Here is a 24,847-nt window from a genome sequence, read left to right as displayed (position 1 = left end):
GGGGAGTCATCGCGTCGAAGGTGATCGCGTTACGCGCTCTGACCCGAGGCCGCATCGATGGCCAGCGGAGTGGCATGTCGCTCCAACCACTCCCGGATGACGGGGTACACCTCGGTGGGGGCGCCCTGACCGAAGATGAGGTCTCCGTGCCCATAGTCTTGCTGGTCGCCATGGTCGCGACCAAAGACGTGGAGGGACTTGTCGGGAGTGGTGAGGAGCGCGTACTGGGCCTCGACGTTCTGCGAGGTGGCGAGTCGGTCCGCGCTGCCACCCATGACGAGCACAGGGAGCTGGAGCCGAGAGATGCCCTCGCGCCAGTCCACGCGCCGGTCATACGAGCGGAACGCGTCGTGCTCGATCCAATCCTGGAACTGGAGCAGGACCTTGCGGCTCATCGACGACATCATGTTGGCGTAGACCTGTCGTTGGATCCGCGGCGGGATGTGCTTCGGGTTCACGACGAGATCCGACAGGGGCAGGGTGACGTATCCGAGGAAGGGCGCGAGGCTGGCGCTCATCCATTCTTGGCGAAGCTGACCGGGCCAGGCCGCACGGACGCCCAGGGAGATGAGGGTGCGGAGGAAGGGCTCGGACTTGAAGTGCACCGGTGAGCCGAGCACGAGGAGTCCCGCGAGCTGAGCGGCCACGGGGCCCTGCGCCACCGCGTAGCCCACGAGTCCGCCAAGCGAGTGCCCCAACCAGAATGCGCGCGTGGCACCGGTCTCCTTCAACGCGAGCGCGAGGAGCGCGGGGGCATCTTGGAGGACGTGATCATCGATGGAGAAGTCGGTGTAGCGCCGGCCAGGCGGAGGGCGCCGAGAGTGGCCGGTGCCGCGCCACTCGACGCTGAAGCAATCGAAGCCGGCCTCGGTGAGGGCGTGGGCGACGGAGTAGGGAGGCTCGAAGTCGAACGTGAATCGATTGGCGGCCAGCCCGTGGCACAGGAGGACGGGTTCCTGGAAGCGCCGAACGGGGGCGCGGCGGACATGGACGGCCAGCTCCCACCCGTCCGCGCAGCGAGCCCGCAAGGTCTGCGGGGGAGGTGTTCGGAGTCGGTACCAGCGCCTGACGAGCGCCACCCAGGCGACGTTCCACAGCACCAGGGCCAGCACCGCGACCAGCCCCCACATGGCCCACCGCACGGCGCCCATTTCGTCTCCTTACCGACTCGGGTCGGACGACGCAGCGAATAAAACCCTGCTAAGGTCCGTTCCCTCGCCGTTTCTGTCGCCGGGACTCACGGCCATCAGGGGAAGTCGAGGGAACGATGAAGCTGCGGAAACTGATGTTCGTGCTCCCGAACCTGTTTACCGTCACGTCGATCTTCTGTGGGTTCTACGCCATCACCCTGTGCACGGGCGAGGCGGGTCCGGTGCAGTTCTACCAGTCGGCGCTGGCCATCTTCTTCGCGATGTTCTTCGACGGGTTCGATGGTCGAGTGGCGCGACTGACGAAGACGCAGAGCGACTTCGGGATGCAACTCGACAGCCTGGCGGATGTGACCTCGTTCGGGGCGGCGCCTGCCCTGCTTGTGTACAAGTGGGCGCTTGCGCCGATGGGGTTCCTGGGGCTGTTCATCTCCTTCGCGTTCGCGGCGTGTGGGGCGATGCGTCTGGCGCGCTTCAACGTGTTGGCGCAGCGCGATCCGCATGGGGGTGGGGGCGGCTACTTCGTGGGGTTGCCCATCCCGTTGGCGGCGGGCGTGCTGGTGTCGTTGATCATCTCGCATCATGTGGCGGCGGCGGGGGAGCCCTTGACGGTGGGCGCGCGGGTGCCGGTGGCGGTGGCGGTGGTTGCGCTGTCGCTGTTGATGGTGTCGACGGTGCGCTATCGAACGTTCAAGGACGCTCGGCCGTCGAGGAAGACGGCCCTGGTCTGTGGGGTGATGGCGGTCGCGGGCGGAGTGATTGCGAGGCAGTTCCATCCCGCGTGGGTCCTCGTCGCCTACAGCTTCGTGTACTTGCTCCTGGGGTTGGTGGAGTCGGCGGCGCAGGTGGGCAATCGGCTGGTGGCGCGCAAGGTCGGAGGCGGTGCCGCAGCCGTCGCAGCGGTCATCGACGATGACGAAGACGAGGACGAAGGTCCCGGAAGCGACGGCCCGGCTTACCTCTGAAGTCCAAGGCCCAGCGCTTGTTCCAGCTCCGTGGACAGCGTGGCCCTGTAGCCAGCGCTGCCGATGGGTCGAGCCGCGCATACCCTCCGGGGCTCACGTCGCCCAGCGGGGAGCGACGGCGCCGACGGCAGCAGAGGCTCTCGATGTCCTCGAAGAGCGTGGCGAGGCCCTGTCGCGCAGTCCGCAGCGTGGACGAGCCACAGCCTCAAGGTGCTGAAGAGTCTCTCGGTCAAGGTGTTGTCCCAGCAGGTGCACTTGCGGCTCATGCTGCACTCGATTCCCCGAAGGCCAGGGGTTGCCGGTAGTCCTCGCCGGCGTACAGCGTGAAGCTCACGGGGCGTCGCAACGCGCGAAGCCGAAGAGCTGCGGTGGATGCAAGAAGTCATCGATGCGCTCTGTCGCCACAGGCGCCGCACGCCGTCCTCGGCCAAGTCAGCTCCGTCGAGGACGAGCGGAGTGCCGAGCTGAAGTCGCAGGCCGCATCAGCAAGGCCGGTGACTCTCACTCAAACGCAATCGTGGTGGCCGCTCGAGTATCCGTGTCTCATCCATGAGGTGCAGGTCCACCGAGGATTCTCGACTGCTGTGTTGGGGCGACTTGAACACACGCACCAAGAACGACTCGGTTGGATCCTGACGCGAGGGCAAGCAGGTCGACGTTGTGAGAATGAAGAGGGCGGTTCGCTCCCAAGCATGAGGCCCGACCCATTGGTCGAAGTGGGCATCGGTCTCGGCAAGGCGTGATGCCGATGGGCGCACAGCGCGCTGTTCGCTGAATCAATCAAACACAGGCGGCCCAGGATGGCGTGGCGGCGAGGCGCGGAAGACCGTATCCACCGCAAGGCCTCACGCTTCTGGTGGTGCCGCGGAGTTGCGAAGTAGATTCGGCGAATGGAGACGCCCCCTTTGATGCTCAAACGCCTGGCCCCGTCCGATGTCGAGCTGATGCACGGCATGCTGGCCGTATTCGGCGAGGCCTTTGAAGACGTCGAGACGTATGGCCGAGCGCGTCCGAGTGCCGACTACTTTGGGCGCTTGCTCTCGGGAGACTCATTCATTGCCCTCGTGGCGATGGACGAGGGGACGGTCGTGGGTGGGCTGGCGGCATACGAACTGCGGAAGTTCGAGCAAGAGCGCAGCGAAATCTACATCTACGACCTCGCAGTGGCGTCATCGCATCGTCGCCGAGGCATTGCGACAGCGTTGATTCGAGAACTCCAGCAACTCGGTGCCGAGCGAGGGGCCTATGTCGTGTTCGTCCAGGCCGACCACGGAGACGAACCGGCCATTGCGCTCTACACGAGCCTCGGCACGCGAGAAGATGTGTTGCACTTCGACATCCCGGTGGAGACGCGGACTCGTTAGCGTTCGGGTCGCCGGACCCCAAGTCCTCACTGCCAGAGTTCGTACTGGCAAAGATGCGCCAGCTGGGTTCCGCACCGTGGCTCGGCGGGTTCCACGAGGTCGCGAAGACGTTCGGTGTGGAGTTGTGAGCAGCGTCAATCGCTGAAGAACCCGCAGGAATGATGCTGAAAAGAGTCCGTTGGGCTGCCTGCTCAAAGGACGACGGGCAGGTCCTCGACAACAAAGGGGCCTGGCGTGTGGCGCGCGGCTGACCGAAGGACCCAACTGCACGGACCCAGCGCTTGGGCACGCAGAGAAAGCCCCGTGGTGCTTTCCCGGAGGGCGAGGCGCGCATCCTCGACCAATGGCCCATCCCCAACGCCCATGGAGGAACTGCGCTGAGCGATGGGATGAATCGCCCAGTAATCGGGCCCCCTCCCATTGGGACACAGAGGGGAACCCAACGGCCCCGCGCCAGCAAAGAGAGGGGAGCGCGCTCGATGGCGCAGGGACACTCCAGGCGAGTGCTTGCTCGGCGGAGTGAAGGGGACGCGTCGTCCGTGCTCTGGGCCTGTGCAGCCGGTAGGATGTCCCACCCATGCGCGTCGAACTTCTGTGCACAGGTGACGAACTGGTCACTGGCCTCGTCACGGACACGAACAGCAGCTACCTGGAGGCCCGGCTCTTCGACCTGGGCGTGAAGGTGGGGCGAGTTGTGTTGGTGGGCGACGTGCGGTCGGACATCCGGGATCGATTGGTGGAGGCCGCCGACCGGGCGGACGTCGTCATCGTCTCTGGCGGATTGGGCCCCACTGCAGATGACTTCACCTTGGAGTGCGCGGCAGAGGCGGCGGGAGTACCGCTGAAGAACGAGCCCCAGGTCGTCCGGTGGTTGGAGGAGCGATTCGCGGCACGAGGAGTGCCCTTGAATCCGAGTGCCCTGCGGATGGCGCGGATTCCCGAGGGGGCTCAGGCCATCCAGAATCCCGTGGGCTCGGCACCCCTGGTCCACCTGCGCATCCGGAACTGCGAGTTCTTCTTTCTCCCCGGTGTTCCTCGCGAGTATCGAGCGCTCGTTGATGGCGAAATCCTCCCTCGACTCCGCGCGGCCTTGGAATCCGCTCCGGGGCGCACCTTCCGAGCCTTCCGCTTGTTGCGCACGGTCTCCCTGTCTGAGTCGATGCTGGATCAGACCGTGATGCCGCTGGCACCACGGCATCCCCACGTCGTCTTCGGGTTCCGCACACACGCACCAGAGAACCATCTGAAGCTGATGTCGGAGGGCGCTTCGCAGCGCGAGGCGGATGCTGCGCTGGATGCCGCGGAGGCCGCATCTCGACACGTGCTCGGGGCGCATGTCTTCGGCGTGGACGGCGATGAGTACGCCGCGGTGCTCGTGCGGATGTTGGCGCAAGTCGGCGCGACCCTGGCCGTGGCGGAGAGCTGCACTGGCGGACTCATCGCGCAGCAGCTCACGAGCGTCCCAGGGGCAAGTAACGTCTTCCTGGGGGGGGCTGTCGTGTACTCGGAAAAGATGAAGTCCGCCTGGGTGGGCGTTCCCGCCGAGGTCCTCGAGCGGCACTCCGCCGTGTCGTCGGAGACGGCTCTGGCGATGGCCGAGGGTGTTCGCGCTGTGACTGGAGCCACGTATGGCCTGTCGGTGACAGGGTATGCGGGGCCGGGCGGTGGAACCCAAGAAGACCCGGTCGGGACGGTGTATTGCGGGATGGCCGGGCCCGGGGTGCCGGCGCGATATGAGCGCATCTTCATTCATGGCGATCGCGAGCGTGTGCGCCTCTTTGCTGCCTCTCACTCTCTGGAAATGTTGCGGCGGCACCTGCTGACCGCGTCTGCCACCCCATGAGTCGCTCCAAATCCAAACAGAATGGCCCGTCCGGGGCCGAGCCCGCGGTTCCCCCCTCTGCGGAGTCGCCTGTTGCCCCGTTGTCGTCGGCCGAGCCCACGCCGCGGTCGGTCGGCACCTCGGCCGTTCGCATCTGGCTCGGCGCATACCGTGTCGAGGTCGTCCTCTTCCTTGTGTCGTTCGCGGTGCTCGCCAGTTTCAGCTCGCAGCGGTTTCTCAGGCAGAGCGCGGCGCCTCACTTCATCTACCAGGCGCAGTCGTGGTTGGAGGGGCGTCTGGATGTGGACCCGCAGGTCTTGCCCAACTTGGAGGACTGGGCCTGCGTGCGTCAGGTGAATGGCGCGAAGGTGCGCTGTGAAGGCAGGCCCCTCGCGGAGGATCGCTGGTTCGTCAGCTTCCCCTCGTTCCCCGCCGTGGTGATGCTGCCGTTTGTTGCCTTGCACGGGTACCAGTTCAACGACACGAGCTTTGGAGTCTTCGTTGGTGCACTGGCGGTGGCGCTCTTCTATTCGCTGCTGCGCTTCCTGGCGAAGGAAGGGGAGACCTCGCGCGACCGTAATGACAACATCGCGTTGTCGCTCATCCTCGCGTTCGGAACGCTGTTCTTCTATTGCGCCATCCGGGGCGAAGTCTGGTTCAGTGCCGAGGTCATGGGGGTGGCCTGGACCTGTCTCTATGTGCGCAATGCGGTTCAGGCACGTCGCCCTGTGCTTGCGGGCCTGTTCTTCTCGATGGCGGTGCTCACGCGGACCCCGCTGTTGTTCGCGGGGCTCTTCTTCGTCCTCGAGGCACTGTGTCCTGGGCCTGATCGCCTCGCTCAGCTCAAGGCGCTTGGTGTGAACTGGAGGGCCGGGGCGCGGAAGCTGGGACTCTTCGCGGCGGGAGCTGCGCCCCTGGGCCTGCTCGCTGCCGCCTACAATGTCTATCGCTTCGGGCGTCCGGGGGAGTTCGGACACGCGTTCCTCTTCAACAATCGAGTCAACGCAGACATCGATCGTTGGGGGCTGTTCAACGTCGTCTATCTGGCACGCAACCTTCAGGCGGCGTTCCTCAATCTCCCGCGGATCTCCTGGGAGCCGCTGCGCCTTGCGTATGACCCATATGGGCTGACGCTCCTGCTGACCTTGCCGCTGATTGTCTTCCTGTTGATTCCCAAGGAGCGACCGCGCCTGCATTGGCCCATGTGGCTGACCGTGGCGGTGTGCGCACTTCCGGGCCTGTTCTACCAGAACACCGGTTACATGCAGTTCGGCTTCCGATTCAGCCTGGACTACACGCCGTATCTGCTCGTGCTGTTCGCGCTGGGCGGATGGTCGCTGCGCAACCGAGCAGTCCTGGGAGTGGTCGTACTGGGCATGCTGGTGAACTTCTGGGGGGCGGTAGCCTTTCGTGGCTACACGGAACTCGTCCGGAACTGGTAGGGCGGGACCTCCAGGCCACGAGAAGTTGCTCCGTCCCGTTCGCGGGAGCAGATAAGGAAGGTCATGGAACCCCCCAGTGGTCCGCCGCCCCCAGGCAAGCGTTGGCACACCCGCGAGGACAGTGGAATCCGCCTCGATTCCACCTTGCGCTGGTGGCACGACGACGAGTCCATCCTCCACCCGCGCATTGTCGAGTTGTTCAATGCGTCGCTCGTCTTGGACGAGCAAGGGCGCTACCAGCTCCGCATTGGGAATGACTGGTGCTACGTCCAGGTGGAGGACTCGGCCTACGAAGTCCGGACCGTGGATGTGTCTCCGTCGGACGTCGTCTCCATCCGGCTGAGTGACCGTACGGCCGAGGCCCTCGATGTCGCGACCCTGCATGTCGAGTCGGACGGGGTTCTGGGCTGCCGAGTGAAGCAGGGACGGGCCAAGGCCCGCTTCTCGCGCGACGCGCAGTACCAACTGGGCCAGCTCCTCGAAGAGGGGCCGGAGGGCGCGTTGCTCTTGTGCGCGGGGCAGCGTCGGGTGCCCGTCCCCATGTCGTTGGCAGCCGTCCAAGGTTAGGCGGCCTCGGCCGAGACAGGCGGGCAGGGGAGGGCGACGGCGCCCACCAGCTCACGGGCGAGCGACTCCAAGGTCTCGGGATGTTCGCGCAGCCACTCGATGGCTCGCTCGCGCCCCTGCCCGATTCGCTCCCCGCGGAGGCTGAAGTGGCTGCCGGACTTCTCCACCTGTCCGCTGGCGACTGCCATGTCGAGGACTTCGGCGGGACGATGGATGCCTGAGCCATACAGCACATCGAACTCTGCTTCCTGGAACGGTGGAGCGACCTTGTTCTTCACGACCTTCACCCGGGCCCTGGAGCCGACGACGGAGTCGCCCTCCTTGAGGCTGCCGGTGCGGCGGATCTCCATGCGCACCGAGGAATAGAACTTCAGTGCGTTTCCACCCGTCGTGGTTTCGGGATTCCCAAACATCACACCAATCTTCATTCGAATCTGATTGATGAAGATGATGCAGGTGCCGGAGCGGCTGACTGCCCCCGTGAGCTTGCGGAGCGCTTGGCTCATCAATCGTGCTTGCACGCCCATGTGAGCGTCTCCCATCTCGCCTTCAATCTCTGCGCGAGGAACCAAGGCCGCGACCGAGTCCACGATGATGAGGTCCACGGCGCCGGAGCGAACGAGGTGCTCGGTGATCTCGAGCGCCTGTTCCCCCGTATCGGGTTGAGAGACCAGCAGCTCTTCCACGCGAACGCCCAGCTTGCGCGCATAGGTCACGTCCAGCGCATGCTCTGCATCAATGAACGCCGCGACACCGCCAGCGGCCTGGACCTGGGCAATGGCATGAAGGGTCAGCGTGGTCTTTCCGGAGGACTCATGCCCAAACAACTCCACGACGCGGCCTCGAGGGTATCCCCCCACCCCGAGTGCTCGATCCAACCCCACGGAGCCCGTGGGAATCACCGCGACCTTCTGGACCATTGCCTCGGCCCCCAGAGGCATCACAGCCCCTCGGCCAAACTGCTTCTCGATCGCCGCCACCGCGGCCGCCACTGCCTTCAGCTTCTCCGTCAGCTTGCTCATTGAGTCCGACTCCCTCGCCGCCTTGATGGGTGATGTTCGATGCGCTCCCGGAAGTGTCGAGGTTGAGCCGGTCACGCGTCGCTGGCCCCATCGAGCAATGGCCATGCCGCTGCGCGCCCTCGGAGGCTGTCTCGTCAAGCGTCCAGAGTGACTCAGAGAGTCCGACCAACTGGAGTGACTCCGCCTCGCGAGGACGCCTGTTCTCCAGGAGGGCAAGGGACCGAGGCGCCGTGCGCACAATCGGTTCCATGCCAGTCGGGGCTTCCTGCATTTGAAATTCGAGGAGCGCTGCCCAACCTTTCCACTCGTGACCAAGAACCGCGCAGACCTGCCGCACGTGGTCATCCTCGGTGGAGGGTTCGGTGGCCTCTATGCAGCCCGGCAGCTGCGTAAGGCCCCGGTTCGGGTGACCCTGGTGGATCGACACAACCACCACCTCTTCCAACCCTTGCTCTACCAGGTGGCCACGGCGACGCTGAGCCCCAGCGAAATTGCAGCCCCTCTACGAAGCATCTTGGGTCGGCATCACATCCAGGTGCTGCTGGCGGAGGCAACCGGGGTCGACCTGGAGCACAAGCGGCTGCTGCTCGCGGACGGAGAGCTGGGCTACGACTTTCTGGTCGTGGCCACGGGTGCAACGCATTCCTACTTCGGCCATGACGAGTGGGCGCGACACGCCATGGGCCTGAAGACCATTGAGGACGCAGTCGAGATCCGCCGCCGGGTCCTGCTTGCCTTCGAGATGGCCGAGCGAGAGCCCGATCCCGATGTTCGGCGAGCGCTGCTGACTTTCGTCATCATTGGCGCGGGACCTACGGGCGTGGAGCTTGCCGGAGCGCTCGCGGAGATCAGTCGCAACTCACTGCCTGGCGAATTTCAGAACATCGATCCGAACCAAGCGCGAATCCTGCTCATCGAGGGTCTGGGCCATGTTCTCCCTACTTACCCCGAAGCGCTCTCGATTCGCGCGCGCAAGGCATTGGAGCGTCTCGGGGTGGAGGTCCTGACGGGGGCGCGGGTGACGAGCATCGATGCGACTGGGGTCTTCATTGGCTCGGAGCATCTGCCGGCGCGGACAGTACTTTGGGCCGCGGGAGTTTCTGCCTCACCCGTGGCGCGCTCGCTGCGTGCGCCGCTGGATCGCGCCGGAAGGGTGTTGGTGTCCCCTGCGTTGACAGTGCCCGGGAGAACGGATGTCTTTGTCATTGGCGACTTGTCATTCGTGAAGCAGGACGATGGAACTCCTGTCCCCGGCGTAGCTCCTGCGGCCATGCAGGAAGGGAAGCATGCTGCGCTCAACATCCTCCGACAGGTTCAGGGGCAGCCCATGCTGCCGTTCCGTTACTGGGACCGAGGAACGTACGCGGTGATTGGTCGCGGACAGGCCGTGGGAGTGGCCTTCCGTCGCATCAAACAGGCAGGTGTCTCCGCGTGGTTTGCCTGGCTGTTCATCCACATCACCTTCCTCATCGGCTTCCGCAGCAAGCTGGCGGTGCTCCTCAACTGGTCCTATTCGTATCTGACGTTTGGCCGTTCTGCGCGCATCATCACGGGTGCTGTGCCGCGTCTGGATAAACTTGAGGAGAGTTTTCATCCAACGGCACTTCCTGCACCGCCGCAACACGACGCACGCCCAGCCGAGTCCGAGCCGCTTCAATCGCCTCGCTGAGAGCGAGGCTCAAGAAGGCTCGAGGAGGCGGGAGAATGTGTCGCTCCTGGAGGAGCGGCTGCCCTGTGCGTTGGCATGCAACCAGGTTCGTCTGTCCAGCATCCGGCAGTCGACCGCGAGTTGCATGTCGACGTCCTCGATGCGCGCATGCCCCTCCAGGTCGGAACGCGTCAGGGCCAGCTTGAGGATGCGGTCATGCGCACGAGCTGAGAGTCCATGGTGGCGCACGGCGAGTTCGAGTGTTCGTTCCGCGCGGGGCGCGAGGACACAATACCGACGTAGCAAGTGAGCCGGCATCTGGGCGTTGCAGTGCACGCCAGTCTCGGATTTGAACCGTTCGCGCTGGCGCTCCCTCGCGGCGGCGACGCGCAGTCGATAGTGAAGGCTGGGGAGTTCCGGTGGGGCTGTCGATGAGAGCTGGTGGTACTCCACGGCACGGGTCTGCACCGTGATGTCGATGCGGTCGAGAAGGGGGCCGCTCACCTTGGAGTGGTAGTCGAAGACGCGGTGCTCCGAGCACGTGCATGTCCGGCTGGGGACGTTGAAGTAGCCACAGGGGCACGGATTCATGGCGGCAACCAGCATGACCCGACATGGGTACGTCACGTGCTGATTGGCACGTGCGAGATGGATGGCCCCCTCTTCAAGCGGCTGTCGGAGCACTTCCAAGACGTTCTTCCGGAACTCGGGAAGCTCATCGAGAAACAGGACACCATGATGGGCGAGGGACAACTCTCCGGGTCTCGCAGTAGGGCCTCCTCCAACGAGTCCCGCATCCGAGAGGGTGTGGTGTGGAGCGCGGAACGGTCGCTCACACATCAACGCCTGTTCTTCTCCAAGGAGCCCCAGGACTGAGTATATCTTTGTGACCTCAAGGGCCTCGCTGAATGCCATCTCTGGGAGAGTTCCTGGCAGCCTTCTCGCAAGCATGGTCTTGCCAGAGCCAGGAGGCCCGCACATGAGCAGGTTGTGGCCTCCTGCTGCGGCAAGTTCCAGCGCGAGCTTCAGCTCAGGTTGCCCACGCACATCCGCCATGTCAGGCATGGCTTCCCGCTCCTTCGCCCGAGGTCTCATGTCTCTGGCGTAGGCCGGCAAGATCGAGGTGCCGGTGAGGTGTTCGACCGCGCTGCGCAGATGCGGCACGGGAAGGATCTGGATTCCCTCGACCAGCGCGGCTTCGGCAGCGTTCGCTGTGGGGACCATGACGCCTGCGTAGCCGTGGTCACGTGCAGCTGCCGCGAGCGCGAGGACGCCCTTGATGGGCTTCACGGTGCCGTCGAGCGATAGCTCGCCCCCAAACAGGAAGGGCTCAAGGCTCTGCGCCTCGATGATGCGCGCAGCGGCGAGCACACCCAGCGCGATGGGGAGTTCGAAGGCAGCGCCTTCTTTCCGCAGCTCAGCGGGAGCCAGGTTCACCGTGATGCGCTTCTGGGGAAGCTCGAACCCCGCGTTCTTCAGTGCGGAGATGACGCGAACTTTGGACTCGCGGACCGCGCCTTCCGGAAGCCCTACGACGTTGAAGTAGGGCAGGCCCAGCGCCATATCGACCTCACACTCCACCACGACCGCGTCGACGCCCATCAAGGCTCCCGACCGCACCCTTGCCAGCATTGCGCTCCCCTCCCTTTCTTGTGAGGAAAGGAGAGCAAACGTCGTACCTGATATGCCCCAAGCAGAAACGCAGGGCAGGGCGTCCATCAGGTCGGATGCTGGTCCAGTTCAACGAGACGTCCAGAATGGCGTCATGGGCGTCGCGGAAGCGCGGAGTTTCGGAGCACACGGTGTGAGGCCTTGGCGCTGTCCAGCGAGGCTCCCAGAGGCCATAAAAGCGAATGCCCGCCGGCCATATGGAGGAGTACTCCGGCCGACGGGCATTCTTTCATCTCGGCTCGCTTGGGACACGAGCCAGCAATGCTTTGGACTACGGCGTGGCGGGAGGCGTCTCCGGCTGGCCGGACTGGGTGCCCTGGACGACCGCGTTCTCAGGCAGCTCCGTAGCCATGCCGAGGATCTTGGCCCCTGCGGCACGGGCGCCATCTAGCGCACCCACGAGCTTCCCGTAGTTGGTCGAGTCATCCGCCATGAAGAAGACGATGCGGTCGTCCGGCTTCTTGGCGTTCAGCATCCGCTTGAGGCGCGCGACGTAGTCGGACGCGGGAATCTGCTCCGTGTTGATGGAGTAGCCGCCGTTCTTGTCGACCTGGACAACGAGCTGATCGTCGCTGGGATCCGGAGGCGTGTTCTCCTGCATCTCCGTGTCGGGGACGCGGACAACGATGTCCTTCTCCATCAGCGGAGTCACCACCATGAAGATGATGAGGAGCACCAACACCACGTCCACGAGCGGCGTGACGTTGATGTCCGAATTAGGGGCGCTCTGCGGTTGCACCCACTGGCGCGACTTGTGTCCGCGGGCCATTACTTCTTCTCCTCGACGCCGAGCGCGATCTGCTTCGCCTTCGCCTTACGGGCGATGTCCAGCACCTTGCGCACGTCGCCCACGTTGAGCGCGTTGTCACCTTTGAGCAGGATCTTCTTGCTCGGATCCTTCACGAGCTCCGCGGCGAGCTTCTCCTGCAACCCCTGCTCGTTCACCTCGTCGTTTTCGACGAAGACCTTCTTGTCAGGGGTAATGGACAGGATGATCGGCTCGGAGGTGTCTTTCTTGTCCTTGTCAATCTCCGTGGCCTTGGGCAGCTCCACGGACTTTCCGCGCTGGAGCATGGGGGTAATGACCATGAAGATGATGAGGAGCACCAGCACCACGTCGACAAGGGGCGTGACGTTGATCTCGCTCTTGATGCCCCCTTTGGGGCCTGCTGACATTCCCATGCGTGCACCTGGATCTGGATGGAGAGGCCCGCCTCTCGGAGATTCCGCCGAGGCGGGCCCTGACTCCCCCGCGTGCGCGGGGAACTAGGCCGCGTGCGAGGACTGCGTCCCGCCGCCGGCCATGTGCCGGGCGACCACGTCCAGGAACTCGTTGGAGGACTCAGAGATGTCCACCGCACGAGCATCCACCCAGCCCTGCAGGAAGTTGTATGCCATCACGGCGGGGATGGCCACGAGCAGACCAAACGCGGTGGTGATGAGCGCCTCCGAGATACCGCCGGAGATGGTGCCCAAACCGCCGGCGCCAGACTCGGCCATCATCGAGAAGGCGTTGATGATGCCCATCGTGGTGCCGAGCAGACCGACGAAGGGGGCCGTGGAGCCGACCGTCGCCAGCACGCCCAGACCGCGCTTGAGGCTCTGAACCTCACGCTGCGCCTGGCGCTCGAGTGCACGAGCCACCGACTCGACCGCGACTTCCTTGTTCCCAGGGCTGATGCGGTAGGCCGTCAGACCCGAGTTGATGACGCGGCCCAGGTGGCCCACGTCCTTGCCCAGGTTGGTGTTCGCGGCGGTGGTCAGGTCGCCCTTCGCGAGGATGGCGCCCATCTTGGACGCGAAGTTGCGGCTGTCGGAACGCGTCTTGCGGAAGACGAAGATGCGCTCCGCCATCACAACCAGCGAAGAGACTGACATGATCGCCAGGGTGATGATGATAAGGCGGGCAAAGAGGCCCGTCTGCGCCCAGATTTCAGTAAGGGTAAAGTGCATGGCTTTCGAGCGCTCCTCCTCACGAGCGCGGGGGAAAATCGTCGCTGCTACTTATTTTCGTGACGCGTTCTTCAACGCGGCATGGCAAGCTTGATATTGAAGGTGTAATCAACCTGGACAGCGCGCCCCTGGAACATGACCGGCTTGTAGCGTGAGGCCGCCAGCGCGTCCAGGACCGCCTTCTCCATGTGAGGGAGCGGCTTGATGACTCGGCAGCGCTCGACCTTTCCCTCGGTTGTGATGACGCACTTCACGATCATCAAACCCTGGACGTGTGCCTCGAGCGCCTCGCGCGTATAGGTGATCTCTGGGCCGCCGACCTTCTCGGGGCGCGACATGCCTGAACCAAACGGGAGGACATCTGTTCCCGTGCCGCCCAGCTGGCCGCCCACCACACCGCCGATCACACCGCCGACAACACCGCCGACGACGCCTCCAGCGACGCCACCTTCGACACCGCCCTCGACCTCTTCCTCAGTAGCAGCCTCCTCAGGTTCAGCCTCCTGCTGAGGCTCGGCCTCGGGCGGCTTCTCCTTCGGGATCTCCTTGGGCTGCACGATCACGTCCTTCGGCTTCTTGGGCGTGACCTTCTTCTCGGTCTTGGGCTTCGACGCGGGAGGAGGAGGCGGCGGAGGGGGAGGCGGCGGGGCCATGGTGGCCTTCAGCGTCACCTCGACCTCCTTCTCCTCAACGGGAGGCGGCCGCGTTGACAGGTAGACCGCCAGGACAAACAGGCCGAGGTGGAGCAACGCCGAGACGACGGCTCCAACGCCGAAGCGCGACCTGGGTCCTTGCCCGCGGTCAAGGACTGAATCGAACATGCACTTTACTCCTCTTCACCAGTGGACACCCGTCACGCCCTGCCCGGATTGAAGGGCGTGCTACCATACAGAAACGTGGACCGGGTTCAAGCGACCCTGCCGGGAAGCCTCCAGCGTGATCGCGCAATGCCCCACTGGTCACCAAAAAGCAACGGTCTATTGACAACTGGCCGACCTCAGATATTTTCCGCAGTCATTTTCGGTTGCAGCCCACCTTGGAGGGGTTTGGTATGCAAGTGAGCCGAGTGCTCCGGGAAACCGGAGTTGTCCTGGCTGCAGGTCTGCTTTATGGATCTGCGGCTTTCGCACAGTCCAGCGTCATCATCGGTACGGTTCTCAATACCGAAAGCAAGCAGCCTGCTGCTGATGTCGTTGTGACTGCTACCTCGCCCAATCTTCAGGGCGAGCAGACCGTGGTTACTGACGCACAGGGTAACTATCGTATTCCTCAGCTGCCGCCGGGTACGTACACCCTGCGGTTCGAGAAGGAGTCGTTCAAGCCGTTCGCTCGGTCGGATGTTCAGCTGCGGCTCAACCGTACGATCCGCGTGAACGTGGAGTTGCTGCCTGACTCCTTCACGCAGGACGTGACGGTCATCGGCACCCCGCCGACGATCGACGTTGGGTCGACCAACACGGGCGTGAACGTCGATCAGGAGTTCATCAACCGCATCGCGGTGGCCCGTCCGGGTGGCAAGGGTGGCGCGGCGCGCTCCTTCGAGTCCCTGGCCGAGCTGGCGCCTGGCGCGCAGGCGGACGCCTACGGTGTCTCGATCAACGGCACGACCTCGCCTGAGAACGGCTACGTGGTGGACGGCCTGTCCACGAACGACCCGGCCTACGGCGTGAACGCGAGCCCGATGAGCATCGAGTTCGTGCAGGACGTGAACATCATCACCGGCGGCTACATGCCGGAGTTCGGTCGCTCCACGGGCGGCGTCGTCAACGCGGTGACCCGCTCGGGCTCGAACGAGTTCCACGGTTCCGTGTTCGGCAACTGGACCCCGGGCGCTTTCGAAGGCAACCGGAAGCTGGTCGTCGAGGACGGCACCACGGTCACGGGCAACAACGCCCTGAAGAACATGGGCGACTTCGGCGCCACCCTCGGTGGTCCGATCCTGAAGGACAAGCTGTGGTTCTTCGCCGGCTTCGCGCCGTCGTTCACCCGCTACACCCACACCCGCGCTCTGAACTCGTTCGAGCTGGATGACACGGGCGCGGTGAAGAAGGACGCGAACGGCTTCAGCGTCGTCAACGAGATCCCTGGGTCCCAGAGCAAGTACTTCGCCGATGCTCGGACGATCCAGTACATGGGTAAGTTGACGTACCTCATCAACCAGGACCACAACGTGTCGCTGTCCCTCAACGGGACGCCGTCGACGACGGGTGGTTTGGGCAAGCTGCAGATCAACCCCCAGACGGGTGGTCTGCCGGTGGCCCAGGTGGCGCGCCCCGGAGACTTCGGTCTCATCTCGCGTGACACCAACACGACGGCGCTCGGCCTGAAGTACGCCGGTGCCTTCATGGAGAAGAAGGTCCTGGTCGACGCGAACCTCGGCTGGTTCCACCAGACCGACTCGCGACTCCCGGCGGACGGCTCCAAGATCGGTTCCGATCAGGGTCTGGCGGGTCTGTCCCAGGCGCAGTACGTGGCCGAGCGCCCGCTCTCCCTCTTCGAGCATGTGCCGAATGAGGATCAGTACTGCGGCGACTCGCCTGAGCAGAGGCTGCTGCGCTGCCCGGTGACGAACTACACGGTCGGAGGTCCCGCGTTCCTCTCGGACGCGAAGCTGGATCGTTACCAGATCAACGCTAAGGCCACGTACATCCTGAACAACGCGTTGGGTAACCACGTGTTCAAGGGCGGCGTGGACACCGAGTTCCTCGTCTATGATCAGACGAAGGCCTACGGCGGTGGCGTGTTCTGGCAGGAGAACTCCAATGGCAACTGGAGCGACTCGCGTCGCTACGGCTATCAGACGGCGCCGGACAGCCCGGTGACCGAGCTGACGCAGCAGTCCCACACCAAGAGCAACACGGTGGGCGGCTTCCTGCAGGACAGCTGGTCCATCGCGAACATGGTCACGCTGAACTTGGGCGTGCGCTATGACATGCAGATGATGTACGGCGGCAATGGCCAGAAGGCCCTCGTGCTTGGCAACCAGTGGTCGCCTCGCCTGGGTGCCATCGTGGACCCGCTCCGTAACGGCCGCGCGAAGCTGTTCGTGAACTTCGCTCGCTACTACGAGCAGGTCGCACTGGACATGATGGACCGGGCCTTCCCGGGCGAGCGCCGCTATAGCGCTCAGCGCCGTCTGGCCGAGCCGGGCAAGACCGGTGGCTGCGATCCCACGACGCGTGAGGGGCAGCGCAACGAGTGCGCCGATCCGAACTTCATTGTTCCGCGCGCCGAGAGCAGCCTGAACGCGAACCAGCTGTACTCCGGTGGTAAGGTGGAGAGCGAGCCGGTTGACCCGGACATCAAGCCGCAGTCGTCGGATGAGTTCGTGGTTGGCGGCGAGTATGAACTTCTCGCGAACACCCGCGCGGGTGCCACGTACACCCACCGCGACATGAACTCGGTCATCGAGGACATGAGCCGCGATGAGGGCAACACCTACTTCCTCGGCAACCCGGGCTCGGGCTTCGCCAAGGAGTTCCCGAAGCCGGTTCGTAACTACGACGCCGTCACCGTCTACCTGAACCGCACGTTCTCTGACGGCTGGCTGGCCCAGGCGAGCTACACGTGGTCGCGTCTGTACGGTAACTACCCCGGTCTGTTCCGCCCGGAGAACAACCAGCTCGATCCGAACATCCTCTCGGACTTCGACCTGATCCGCCTCCTGGACAACCGCACGGGTCTGCTCCCGTTCGACCGTACGCACGCCATCAAGGTGTTCGGCGCGAAGGAGTTCAACCTCACCAACGCGCTCTCCGCGAACATCGGTCTGTCGTACCGCGGCAACTCCGGTACGCCGATCAACTACATGGGCGCTTACCCCGGTTACGGCCAGGACGAGACGTTCATCCTGCCCCGTGGCACGGGTGGCCGCACCCCGTGGATCAACAGCATCGACTCCAACCTGGGTGTGAACTACCGCGTCAGCAAGGACAGCGTGGTGTCCGTGACCCTTGATGTCTTCAACCTGTTCAACTTCCAGGGAGTGGACAGCGTCGACGAATCCTACACGTTCGCCGAGGTTCTTCCGGTCAAGGGCGGCAGCGCCAGCGACCTGCCGACCAAGGAGAATCCGAACGGTGGCTCGGTTACGCTTGCTGAGGACGGCAGCAACCTCACCTACGACGACGTCAACAAGAACTACAAGAACCCGGATCGTTACCAGCCGCCGCGTCAGATTCGTCTCGGTGTGCGGTACACGTTCTAGTCACCAGACCACGTGAGGAAGATGAGTATCATGCGCAAGAACATTCTTTCGACGGTGGTCATGCTCGGCATCGGAATGGCCGTGTCCGCTTGTGACTCGGACCAGCCGACGCCGGGTTGCGTGGTCCAGGACTCGGCCTCCGCCCCCTGGTTCGGGAAGTACGACCTGGTGGAAGGGCCTGTCCCGGTTGAAGCGGGCGTCACCTGCACTGCCGCGTCGCAGGCTCCGGCGGGTGAGGACCTTGGCGTCTGGAAGTTCTACGACGTCAGCACGAACAAGGCGGCACTGACCATTCGCCCCCGCGGGCTCGCCTCGCTGGGCTCCAAGGATCCGAACAACAAGTACTCGGATCTGCAGGGCACGGGCGGCATCACCAATGACGTCGACGCGAACCAGTTCTGCAACGCGACCGACTTCAACCTGGCGAAGGTCAATGCTGTTGATGGGGCGTCGACCACGGCGATTTCGTACCAGTTCAGCAACGTGCGGGTTTACTCCGCTCCGAGCGCCCCTGGTACGCAGCTGACGGGCGAGTTGACCTACATCAAGAACGGGTGCAAGTCGACGTACGTCGTGCGCGCCATCTGGCCGTCGACGCCCTGCGATCCGACGGCGGATGCGTCTGACCCGGCGAATGCGATCGATACGTGCGGTGAGGGCTCGGGCGTGAACCCGGACTTCGACGTGGTCTGCGACGCGACCGTCAAGAAGTGCGTGGCGGCCAAGGCGATCCCGTCGTTCAAGAAGTAGACTGAACGGGCATCGCTTGCCTGCTGCGGCCCCGGCGGCCCTCCCTCATGGGAGTGGCGGTCCGGGGCCGCAGTGTTTATGGAGCTTTGGGTCGACCTGGTTGGGAGGATCATTGGAGGGCCGCTACGCGCTGATTGAACGTGTCCGTTTGCTGCTCGCGGATGAGCAAGGCACGCTTCACAAGGAGGCGCCCTACCGGGTGGCTCTCTGCTACCCGAGCCCCTACCACGTGGGGATGAGCTCACTGGGCTACCAGGCGATCTACCGGGAGATTCATTCTCGGCCGGGCGCCACGGCTGAGCGGGTTTTCCTCCCTGATGATGTGGAGGCATTCCGCCGAACGCGAACGCCGCTGTTCACATGGGAGTCGCAGGCGTCAGTGTCGGAGTTCCCGATGCTGGCCTTCTCGGTCGCCTACGAACTGGAACTCACCGGCCTGTTCACGATGTTGGAGCTGTCGGGCATCCCCCTGCTCCGAGAGCAGCGAGGCGCCCACCATTCGCTGGTGGTCGCGGGCGGTCCTCTCACTTTCTCCAATCCGGATCCCCTCGAGCCCTTCGTCGATGTCCTGGTTCAGGGGGAGGCGGACGACCTCATCCATGTGCTGTTGGATGCGGCGCAGTCGATGGAGCGCGAGCCTCTGTTGGAGTTCTTGGCACGCACTCCCGGATTCCTCGTGCCTGGGCGAGGCGGTGCCCGGTATCACGTCGCGAAGGCGACGGATGCTCGGCTCCCCGCTCGTACGCAGATCATCACGCCCCATACCGAGCTGCGCTCGATGTTCCTCATCGAGCCAGAGCGGGGGTGTTCGCGCGGATGCCATTACTGCGTCATGCGGCGCACCACGAACGGCGGGATGCGAACAGTGCCTCCCGAGCGAGTGCTGTCGTTGATTCCCGACCATGCTCGGCGGGTGGGGCTCGTGGGCGCGGCGGTGACGGATCACCCGAAAATTGTCGAACTGCTGAGGACGCTCGCGGACTCGGGACGCGAAGTGGGTGTCTCGTCATTGCGTGCGGACCGGTTGACCCAGGAACTGGTGGACCAACTGCGTCGAGGTGGCGCGACGAACCTCACCGTTGCGGCGGATGGTGCGTCTCAGCGCATGCGGGACCTCGTGGACCGGAAGCACTCGGAGGAGCAGATCGTCCGGGCCGCTCAGTACGCTCGCTCGGCGGGCATGCGGCAGCTCAAGGTCTACAACGTTGTTGGTCTGCCTTTCGAAGAGGACGTCGATGTGGATGAGCTGATCCGTTTCACCACGGAGCTCTCCCGCATCCTTCCTGTGGCCTTGGGTGTGGCGCCCTTTGTCGCGAAGCGCAACACGCCCCTGGATGGAGCTCCCTTCGCGGGGGTGCGCGAGGTCGAGAATCGGCTGGAGCGCCTGCGGCGAGGCTTGCGAGGCCGGGCCGAGGTGCGGCCAACATCCGCTCGCTGGGCCTGGGTGGAGTACATGCTGGCCCAGTGCGGCCCCGAGGCGGGGCTCGCCGCGATGGATGCCTGGCGAGCAGGGGGGAGCTTCGCGGCCTGGAAGAAGGCCTTCGATGCGCGAGGCTGTGTCCCCTACCTTGCTCGGCGGGTGGAGGACGGACGGCGCAACCCGACGAAGTGGCCGGTCGTGCCTTCCTCTGGGCCGCCTGCGTCGGCCGCCTGACGAGGGAGTTCACCCTGCCCGTGCATGCTGGCCCCGTCTTCCGCTAGAAGGCGCCCTGCGGCGCCGATGGCGGCGTCCCTGGCATCGGAGAGCGAGCGGTGAGCACGCAACGCGTGGACAAGGGCTGGCAGCAGAAGGGCCTGGGGGGCTACTCGACGGAGGCCCTGCAGGGCACGCTCGGGCACTACGGCATCCCCATGAGCGAGGCTGACTTTCGCAAACTGGCGGAGTCGGCCTATCCCCTGGGCATTGCCCAGCAGTGGAGTGCCCAATGGAAGGGGACCGGTCCCTTCAAGGATTTCGTGGTGGCCGCGGCGGTGGAACTGTGGCGGCGGTGGACGCCGGACTTGGTGTCGCCCATTGAGTTGACCGAGGGAATCGCGGGGCTCATGGCGGTGCTGAGCCAGCGGCTCGCGGGTGTTGCCGATGCGCCGGTCGCGCCTGCGTTCGAGCGCATGAAGGCGCTGCGGACCAAGCTTCCCGTGGACGAGAAGGGTGGCCTGAAGGGGAACTTCCTCCAGGAGGCGCTGGCCCCGTTCTCGGAGCGGGACGCGGAGCTGTTCGATGGGCTCGCCGAGTCCCTTGCGGCGAAGGGCTATGCGGAGGACGCGGAGTCCTTCGCCGACCTCGAGGAGTTCCTCCTTCCCGACCGGAAGGGTATCTCCCGCGCGGTGGCTCGTGCGGCTCGGGGAGAGCGGGAGCCCGCGGTGCAGGACCTGGTGAACATCACCCTCGACACTGCTCGCGCTCCCATCACTCGCCTGCTTGCGGTGGATGGGCTCATCCACCTCCAGGCCAACGAGCAGGCTGCTGCTCGGGCGAAGGAGTTGTTGGCGGCGGCCGAGAAGGAGGGCGATCTGCACCTCGCTCTGGACCTGGTTCCTCGCCTGGAGCACATCTTCAAGCAGCAGAATGATCGCGCCGCGCTCCTGGACCTGGTCCGCACCGCGGAGCGTCTGGAAGCGACCCACGACAAGATGCACCCTGGGCATCGGAGGCACCGCCACTCGCACTGAGTTCGGCGCGGCTGTACTCGCGGCGCCCGTGGTGGCGCCGCGATGTCATGGTTGAGCCTGGGCTGGGCTCTGCGGAGCGCTCTTGCCCTACTCGGAGCGGCGGAGCTTTTCGGTGGGCTCGGGGGTTGTTTGGACGGCGGGCTCCGGGGCGGTTGCCGTGGCGTCGTCACTCACTGCGGCGGCTCGCTTGAGGGGCACGTGCTTGACGCCGCTCACTCCCTCGGCGACGTCGCGCACGGGCACCACGGCGCCCACCGTGGTGTAGCGAATGGCGCCTGTCTGGGTGAAGGCGTGCTTCAGCGCGTAGTCCTTCGCCCGAGGCAGGAACCACTCTCGCACCGCCCGGAGGGGCAGGGCGTGGAGCACTCCCTGGGTGAGGAAGACGTACACCATCAGGTCCGCGCCGCTGTAGAGGAAGCACCCCGGCGTGTCCTTCTCCAGGTTGGATACCAGCTCGAAGAAGTAGCGGCGGCGGCTCGCGTTGCGGTCGCCCTTCACCTCGATGCCGCGGACCTCTCCCGTGGGGAGTTCCCAGAGCAGGTCCACGCCCCGGTGCTGGAAGCGTGGATCGAGCTGCACGTCGTGAACCCGTGAACCGGGTTCCGTCTCCAACAACCAGGCGCGGGCGTGCTGCACGGCGCGATCGGCCGCGCCCTGCACGCCGCGCATGCTGAAACTGCGAGCCATGGGTTACCGGCGCAGCTCGACGCCCGTCGCCACGAGCTGGATTTCGCGGGGCTTGCCGTCCGCGCCGCGCGGGACGACCGCGCCTTCCTCTTCGTAGTGCTTCGCGCGAGCGTCGGTGAGTTCCGCCACCTTCACCACGCCCTCCACGCGCGCCTGCGAGCCCGCCGAGTCCAGCGGAACGAAGAAGCCGTAGTCCTTGAAGGTCACCCGCACGCCCGGGTTCTTGTCGTTCGCGGAGGCCAGCTCCATCCAGCAGCCCTTGCGCTCGCACGCCTTGCGGACGAGCCCCTCGACGCGGACGGTCTTCCCGTCATGGGCCTGGGGCTTGGCGAGCAGGTCCGCCAGCTTCACGACCGGCGCGCCCTTGAGGGCCTCGCCACGGGTGAGCGTCCAGCCTGCCGCCGCCGGAGCGGGGGCAGGGGCCGCGGCTGCTTGCGCGGGGTGGTGGCAGTCTTGCTCGGCGGAGGCGGCCTTGGCGGGCGCCTTGTCTTCCGCGAGCGCGACCAGGGGGACCACGGCCAGGGCCAGCAGGGCAGTGCGGAGCGTTCTCATGAGCTGTTCGCTTAGCCCAATCGTCTCGGCCACGGCAAGGCACCCTTCCATCCGAGCGGCGCATCCCGCACACTTCCCGCCCGGCGCGCATGAAGGTCACCCTGTCTCCTCCGAATCGGCGTTTCGGCAACCTGGACTGGATCGGTCTCACCGGTCTGCTGGGGCTGCTCATCGCCCGGTACATCCCGGTCGCGAAGCTCATTCCGTTCTGGGGCTGTGTGCTGCGGCAGCGGACCGGATGGCCCTGTCTGGGATGTGGGTTGACCCGGGTCGCGGACCGCGTGGCCCATCTCAATTTCGCCGGCGCGTGGGAGGCCAACCCACTCGGGACGGTGTGTGCCGTGCTGTTCGGGCTCGCGGCCGTGGCGATGGTGCTGCACATGGCCTTCAAGCTGCCCATCCCGGAGGTCCGACTGACCGAGCGCGAGTGGATCGCCGCGCGCATCGCGCTTCCCGTCGTCGTCCTCGTCAACTACGCGTATGTCGTGGTGCACACGCGCTTCCCCCACTGGTTGATGTAGAGCCTCCTCTCGTGACTCTCGCGCTCGTCCTGCTGGGCTACCTCGCCGGCTCCATTCCTTTTGGCGTGCTGCTCACGCGCTGGTTTCGCGGCGTGGACGTGCGCGACAGCGGGAGCGGCAACATCGGGGCTACCAACGTCACTCGCGTGGCTGGCAAGAAGCTGGGCCTGGTGGTGCTGCTGCTCGACGCAATCAAGGGGGCGCTGCCCGTGGTGCTCGCGCTGGCCCTTGTGCCGGGCGAGCCGCTCGTGCACGCGGGCGTGGGGTTGGCCGCGGTGCTCGGCCATGTCTATCCCGTGTGGCTCAAGCTGCGCGGCGGGAAGGGCGTGGCCACCGCGCTCGGCGTGTTGTGTGTGCTGATTCCGACCGCGGCGCTCGCGGGCGCGGCCGTCTACGTGCTTGTCGTCGCGAAGTGGCGAGTCAGCTCTCTGGGCTCGCTCACCGCGGGCATCGTCGCCATCCTGACGGCGGTGTTCACCGCGCGCGCTCAGGAGTACGCCATCCTGTCAGGCGTCCTCTTCACCCTCATGCTGTGGACGCATCGGAGCAACATCGGACGGCTCATGCGCCGGACCGAGCGCCGCTTCTGAGCGCGCGGGCCGCGTCACCGGGCCCCTCGTGGGGCTCGTGTGCGAGCGCGACTCGTCCCGCTCCATGGCCCACTGCGGTCCCTGGGCGCGATAGCCGAGCAGCTCGCACTCGATGGGTCCATTCCACAGCTCTCGGCGTGCGATGGGGCGCAGGTGGAACGCGCTCTCGAACGCGGGGTTGCCCGAGAGGACCCACAGGCGCCAGCCCTGGAGCGAGCGGAGGGACTCGCCGAGCTTGAAGTAGAAGGTCTTCATGCCCTTCTGTCCGCCGGAGCCCAGTCGGTCTCCGTACGGCGGGTTGGTGACGAGCAGGCCGCCTCCCTCGGGAATGGGAAGGGAATGGGTGGCGTCGCCCTCGGCCAGGCGAATCTCCTCGAAGAGCTTCGCGGCCTTGACGTTGCGGCTGGCGGCCTCCAGGGCCTCATCGCTCTTGTCGAAGCCCAGGAGGGGGACCTCGACCTTGCGCTCGTTGCGGCGGGCGTCCGCGCGCATGTCGGTGAGCAGCTCGCGCGCTCGGGGGCCGATTCCGGGCCAGCGCTCGACGGCGAAGCTGCGCGCGATGCCTGGGGCTCGGCGGCGTGCGATGAGGCCCGCTTCAATCAGCAGCGTGCCCGAGCCGCACATGGGATCCACCACGGCCTCTTCGCCCGTGTAGCTGGCCGCGCGCAGGATGGCGGCTGCGAGGGTCTCCTTCATGGGCGCGGCGGTGGGCCGCACGCGATAGCCCCGGCGGTGGAGGGGATCGCCGCAGAGGTCGAGGGAGAGCGACAGCTTGTCTCGGACGAGGTGCGCCACCACGCTCACGTCCGGGTCGCGCGTGTTCACGTCGGGACGGGCCCCGAGCTTCTCGCGCAGGCGGTCCACGATGGCGTCCTTGACCTTGAGCGCCACGAAGCCCGAGTGCGCGTGCGTGGTGTCCTTCAGCGTGGCGTCCACGGCGAAGGTGTGGTTCGTGGTGAGGTGCTCCTCCCAGGCCACGCTCGCGGCAGCTTCGTAGAGCCCGTCCGCGCCCGGAGCGTTGAACTCTCCCAGCGGGTAGAGGACTCGCATGGCGATGCGCGACCACAGGCAGACTTGCAGCGCCTCGTCGAGGGACGCGAGGAAGCGGACCCCGCCGCGGTCCTGACGGATGCGCTTCGCGCCGAGGTCTTTCAGCTCGGCGGCGAGCAGGTCCTCGGTACCGCGGGCGGTGGTGGCGAAAAGGAGAAGGCGTTCAGCCATGGTTTCTCGCCCTTACGCGACCCTGGGCCGCTTGGGAACCTGCAAGG

The 24,847-nt window shown here is 65.3% G+C and carries 22 protein-coding genes; 12 read left to right on the top strand and 10 right to left on the bottom strand.

Annotated elements, in window-relative coordinates:
- Positions 1-29 precede the first annotated feature (29 nt).
- The gene (locus JGU66_09450; GenBank protein MBJ6760989.1) at positions 30-1,151 is read right to left on the bottom strand and encodes an alpha/beta fold hydrolase; all 1,122 of its coding nucleotides are present in this window, start codon (positions 1,149-1,151) and stop codon (positions 30-32) included.
- A 116-nt stretch (positions 1,152-1,267) separates the two neighbouring features.
- On the opposite strand from JGU66_09450, the gene pssA reads away from it, so the two are divergent.
- The 5 genes from pssA to JGU66_09425 all read left to right on the top strand — a co-directional run bounded on the left by pssA (position 1,268) and on the right by JGU66_09425 (position 7,308).
- Positions 1,268-2,113, top strand: coding sequence for a CDP-diacylglycerol--serine O-phosphatidyltransferase (pssA, locus tag JGU66_09445; protein ID MBJ6760988.1), 846 nt, complete (start codon positions 1,268-1,270; stop codon positions 2,111-2,113).
- A gap of 890 nt (positions 2,114-3,003) precedes the next feature.
- A complete protein-coding gene (locus JGU66_09440; protein ID MBJ6760987.1) occupies positions 3,004-3,477 on the top strand; it encodes an AAC(3)-I family aminoglycoside N-acetyltransferase in 474 nt (157 codons plus the stop codon).
- Positions 3,478-4,054: 577 nt separating this feature from the next.
- Positions 4,055-5,320 carry a CinA family nicotinamide mononucleotide deamidase-related protein gene (locus tag JGU66_09435; protein MBJ6760986.1) on the top strand — a complete coding sequence of 422 codons (1,266 nt, stop codon included), beginning with the start codon at positions 4,055-4,057 and terminating at the stop codon, positions 5,318-5,320.
- Positions 5,317-6,741 (top strand): hypothetical protein, encoded by a 1,425-nt coding sequence (locus JGU66_09430; protein ID MBJ6760985.1) that lies wholly within the window; start codon positions 5,317-5,319, stop codon positions 6,739-6,741. The genes JGU66_09435 and JGU66_09430 overlap by 4 nt, the downstream gene beginning before the upstream one ends.
- A gap of 63 nt (positions 6,742-6,804) precedes the next feature.
- Complete coding sequence (locus tag JGU66_09425) at positions 6,805-7,308, top strand: DUF1285 domain-containing protein (GenBank protein ID MBJ6760984.1); 504 nt, start codon at positions 6,805-6,807, stop codon at positions 7,306-7,308.
- On the opposite strand, the gene recA is transcribed toward JGU66_09425, so the two are convergent.
- Complete coding sequence (gene recA, locus JGU66_09420) at positions 7,305-8,330, bottom strand: recombinase RecA (protein MBJ6760983.1); 1,026 nt, start codon at positions 8,328-8,330, stop codon at positions 7,305-7,307. The genes JGU66_09425 and recA overlap by 4 nt on opposite strands.
- A 337-nt stretch (positions 8,331-8,667) precedes the next feature.
- Here recA and JGU66_09415 point away from each other — a divergent pair, with 337 nt between their 5' ends.
- Positions 8,668-9,999 carry an NAD(P)/FAD-dependent oxidoreductase gene (locus tag JGU66_09415; GenBank protein MBJ6760982.1) on the top strand — a complete coding sequence of 444 codons (1,332 nt, stop codon included), beginning with the start codon at positions 8,668-8,670 and terminating at the stop codon, positions 9,997-9,999.
- A gap of 9 nt (positions 10,000-10,008) precedes the next feature.
- Here JGU66_09415 and JGU66_09410 read toward each other — a convergent pair whose 3' ends face one another.
- The 5 genes from JGU66_09410 to JGU66_09390 all read right to left on the bottom strand — a co-directional run bounded on the left by JGU66_09410 (position 10,009) and on the right by JGU66_09390 (position 14,423).
- Complete coding sequence (locus JGU66_09410) at positions 10,009-11,610, bottom strand: YifB family Mg chelatase-like AAA ATPase (GenBank protein ID MBJ6760981.1); 1,602 nt, start codon at positions 11,608-11,610, stop codon at positions 10,009-10,011.
- A gap of 310 nt (positions 11,611-11,920) precedes the next feature.
- Positions 11,921-12,418, bottom strand: a complete 498-nt coding sequence (locus JGU66_09405) for a biopolymer transporter ExbD (GenBank protein ID MBJ6760980.1) — start codon at positions 12,416-12,418, stop codon at positions 11,921-11,923.
- A complete protein-coding gene (locus JGU66_09400) occupies positions 12,418-12,831 on the bottom strand; it encodes a biopolymer transporter ExbD (GenBank protein ID MBJ6760979.1) in 414 nt (137 codons plus the stop codon). The genes JGU66_09405 and JGU66_09400 overlap by 1 nt, the downstream gene beginning before the upstream one ends.
- An 84-nt stretch (positions 12,832-12,915) precedes the next feature.
- Complete coding sequence (locus JGU66_09395) at positions 12,916-13,602, bottom strand: MotA/TolQ/ExbB proton channel family protein (GenBank protein ID MBJ6760978.1); 687 nt, start codon at positions 13,600-13,602, stop codon at positions 12,916-12,918.
- A gap of 71 nt (positions 13,603-13,673) precedes the next feature.
- Positions 13,674-14,423 (bottom strand): energy transducer TonB, encoded by a 750-nt coding sequence (locus JGU66_09390; protein MBJ6760977.1) that lies wholly within the window; start codon positions 14,421-14,423, stop codon positions 13,674-13,676.
- A 230-nt stretch (positions 14,424-14,653) separates the two neighbouring features.
- Between JGU66_09390 and JGU66_09385 the strand changes: the two genes are divergently transcribed.
- The 4 genes from JGU66_09385 (at position 14,654) to JGU66_09370 (ending at position 21,229) form a co-directional block, all read left to right on the top strand.
- Positions 14,654-17,809 carry a TonB-dependent receptor gene (locus tag JGU66_09385; GenBank protein ID MBJ6760976.1) on the top strand — a complete coding sequence of 1,052 codons (3,156 nt, stop codon included), beginning with the start codon at positions 14,654-14,656 and terminating at the stop codon, positions 17,807-17,809.
- Positions 17,810-17,839: 30 nt separating this feature from the next.
- Positions 17,840-18,559 carry a hypothetical protein gene (locus tag JGU66_09380; protein MBJ6760975.1) on the top strand — a complete coding sequence of 240 codons (720 nt, stop codon included), beginning with the start codon at positions 17,840-17,842 and terminating at the stop codon, positions 18,557-18,559.
- 112 nt (positions 18,560-18,671) lie between these two features.
- Entirely contained in the window at positions 18,672-20,213 is a 1,542-nt protein-coding gene (locus JGU66_09375) for a radical SAM protein (protein ID MBJ6760974.1), read from the top strand.
- A 98-nt stretch (positions 20,214-20,311) separates the two neighbouring features.
- Positions 20,312-21,229, top strand: a complete 918-nt coding sequence (locus tag JGU66_09370) for a hypothetical protein (GenBank protein ID MBJ6760973.1) — start codon at positions 20,312-20,314, stop codon at positions 21,227-21,229.
- Positions 21,230-21,316: 87 nt separating this feature from the next.
- Here the strand turns inward: JGU66_09370 and JGU66_09365 are convergent, their stop codons facing one another.
- Positions 21,317-21,916, bottom strand: a complete 600-nt coding sequence (locus tag JGU66_09365) for a hypothetical protein (protein ID MBJ6760972.1) — start codon at positions 21,914-21,916, stop codon at positions 21,317-21,319.
- 3 nt (positions 21,917-21,919) lie between these two features.
- The gene (locus JGU66_09360) at positions 21,920-22,468 is read right to left on the bottom strand and encodes a DUF4920 domain-containing protein (protein ID MBJ6760971.1); all 549 of its coding nucleotides are present in this window, start codon (positions 22,466-22,468) and stop codon (positions 21,920-21,922) included.
- An 89-nt stretch (positions 22,469-22,557) separates the two neighbouring features.
- Here JGU66_09360 and JGU66_09355 point away from each other — a divergent pair, with 89 nt between their 5' ends.
- Complete coding sequence (locus JGU66_09355) at positions 22,558-22,989, top strand: DUF2752 domain-containing protein (GenBank protein ID MBJ6760970.1); 432 nt, start codon at positions 22,558-22,560, stop codon at positions 22,987-22,989.
- Between the two features lie 11 nt (positions 22,990-23,000).
- Positions 23,001-23,579, top strand: coding sequence for a glycerol-3-phosphate acyltransferase (locus tag JGU66_09350; GenBank protein MBJ6760969.1), 579 nt, complete (start codon positions 23,001-23,003; stop codon positions 23,577-23,579).
- On the opposite strand, the gene JGU66_09345 is transcribed toward JGU66_09350, so the two are convergent.
- Positions 23,496-24,800 (bottom strand): RNA methyltransferase, encoded by a 1,305-nt coding sequence (locus JGU66_09345; protein ID MBJ6760968.1) that lies wholly within the window; start codon positions 24,798-24,800, stop codon positions 23,496-23,498. The genes JGU66_09350 and JGU66_09345 overlap by 84 nt on opposite strands.
- Positions 24,801-24,847 lie beyond the last annotated feature (47 nt).

The organism is Myxococcaceae bacterium JPH2, assembly GCA_016458225.1.
Taxonomy (GTDB): domain Bacteria; phylum Myxococcota; class Myxococcia; order Myxococcales; family Myxococcaceae; genus Citreicoccus.
Note: the sequence above shows the minus strand (reverse complement) of the source record. Positions and strands in the feature narration are given on the sequence as shown.

Bases quoted from the DNA above. Each gene is read 5' to 3' on its own strand.
- JGU66_09450 (MBJ6760989.1), bottom strand. From the start codon at position 1,151: ATGGGCGCCGTGCGGTGGGCCATGTGGGGGCTGGTCGCGGTGCTGGCC.
- pssA (MBJ6760988.1), top strand. From the start codon at position 1,268: ATGAAGCTGCGGAAACTGATGTTCGTGCTCCCGAACCTGTTTACCGTC.
- JGU66_09440 (MBJ6760987.1), top strand. From the start codon at position 3,004: ATGGAGACGCCCCCTTTGATGCTCAAACGCCTGGCCCCGTCCGATGTC.
- JGU66_09435 (MBJ6760986.1), top strand. From the start codon at position 4,055: ATGCGCGTCGAACTTCTGTGCACAGGTGACGAACTGGTCACTGGCCTC.
- JGU66_09430 (MBJ6760985.1), top strand. From the start codon at position 5,317: ATGAGTCGCTCCAAATCCAAACAGAATGGCCCGTCCGGGGCCGAGCCC.
- JGU66_09425 (MBJ6760984.1), top strand. From the start codon at position 6,805: ATGGAACCCCCCAGTGGTCCGCCGCCCCCAGGCAAGCGTTGGCACACC.
- recA (MBJ6760983.1), bottom strand. From the start codon at position 8,330: ATGAGCAAGCTGACGGAGAAGCTGAAGGCAGTGGCGGCCGCGGTGGCG.
- JGU66_09410 (MBJ6760981.1), bottom strand. From the start codon at position 11,610: ATGCTGGCAAGGGTGCGGTCGGGAGCCTTGATGGGCGTCGACGCGGTC.
- JGU66_09405 (MBJ6760980.1), bottom strand. From the start codon at position 12,418: ATGGCCCGCGGACACAAGTCGCGCCAGTGGGTGCAACCGCAGAGCGCC.
- JGU66_09400 (MBJ6760979.1), bottom strand. From the start codon at position 12,831: ATGGGAATGTCAGCAGGCCCCAAAGGGGGCATCAAGAGCGAGATCAAC.
- JGU66_09395 (MBJ6760978.1), bottom strand. From the start codon at position 13,602: ATGCACTTTACCCTTACTGAAATCTGGGCGCAGACGGGCCTCTTTGCC.
- JGU66_09390 (MBJ6760977.1), bottom strand. From the start codon at position 14,423: ATGTTCGATTCAGTCCTTGACCGCGGGCAAGGACCCAGGTCGCGCTTC.
- JGU66_09385 (MBJ6760976.1), top strand. From the start codon at position 14,654: ATGCAAGTGAGCCGAGTGCTCCGGGAAACCGGAGTTGTCCTGGCTGCA.
- JGU66_09380 (MBJ6760975.1), top strand. From the start codon at position 17,840: ATGCGCAAGAACATTCTTTCGACGGTGGTCATGCTCGGCATCGGAATG.
- JGU66_09365 (MBJ6760972.1), bottom strand. From the start codon at position 21,916: ATGGCTCGCAGTTTCAGCATGCGCGGCGTGCAGGGCGCGGCCGATCGC.
- JGU66_09360 (MBJ6760971.1), bottom strand. From the start codon at position 22,468: ATGAGAACGCTCCGCACTGCCCTGCTGGCCCTGGCCGTGGTCCCCCTG.
- JGU66_09355 (MBJ6760970.1), top strand. From the start codon at position 22,558: ATGAAGGTCACCCTGTCTCCTCCGAATCGGCGTTTCGGCAACCTGGAC.
- JGU66_09345 (MBJ6760968.1), bottom strand. From the start codon at position 24,800: ATGGCTGAACGCCTTCTCCTTTTCGCCACCACCGCCCGCGGTACCGAG.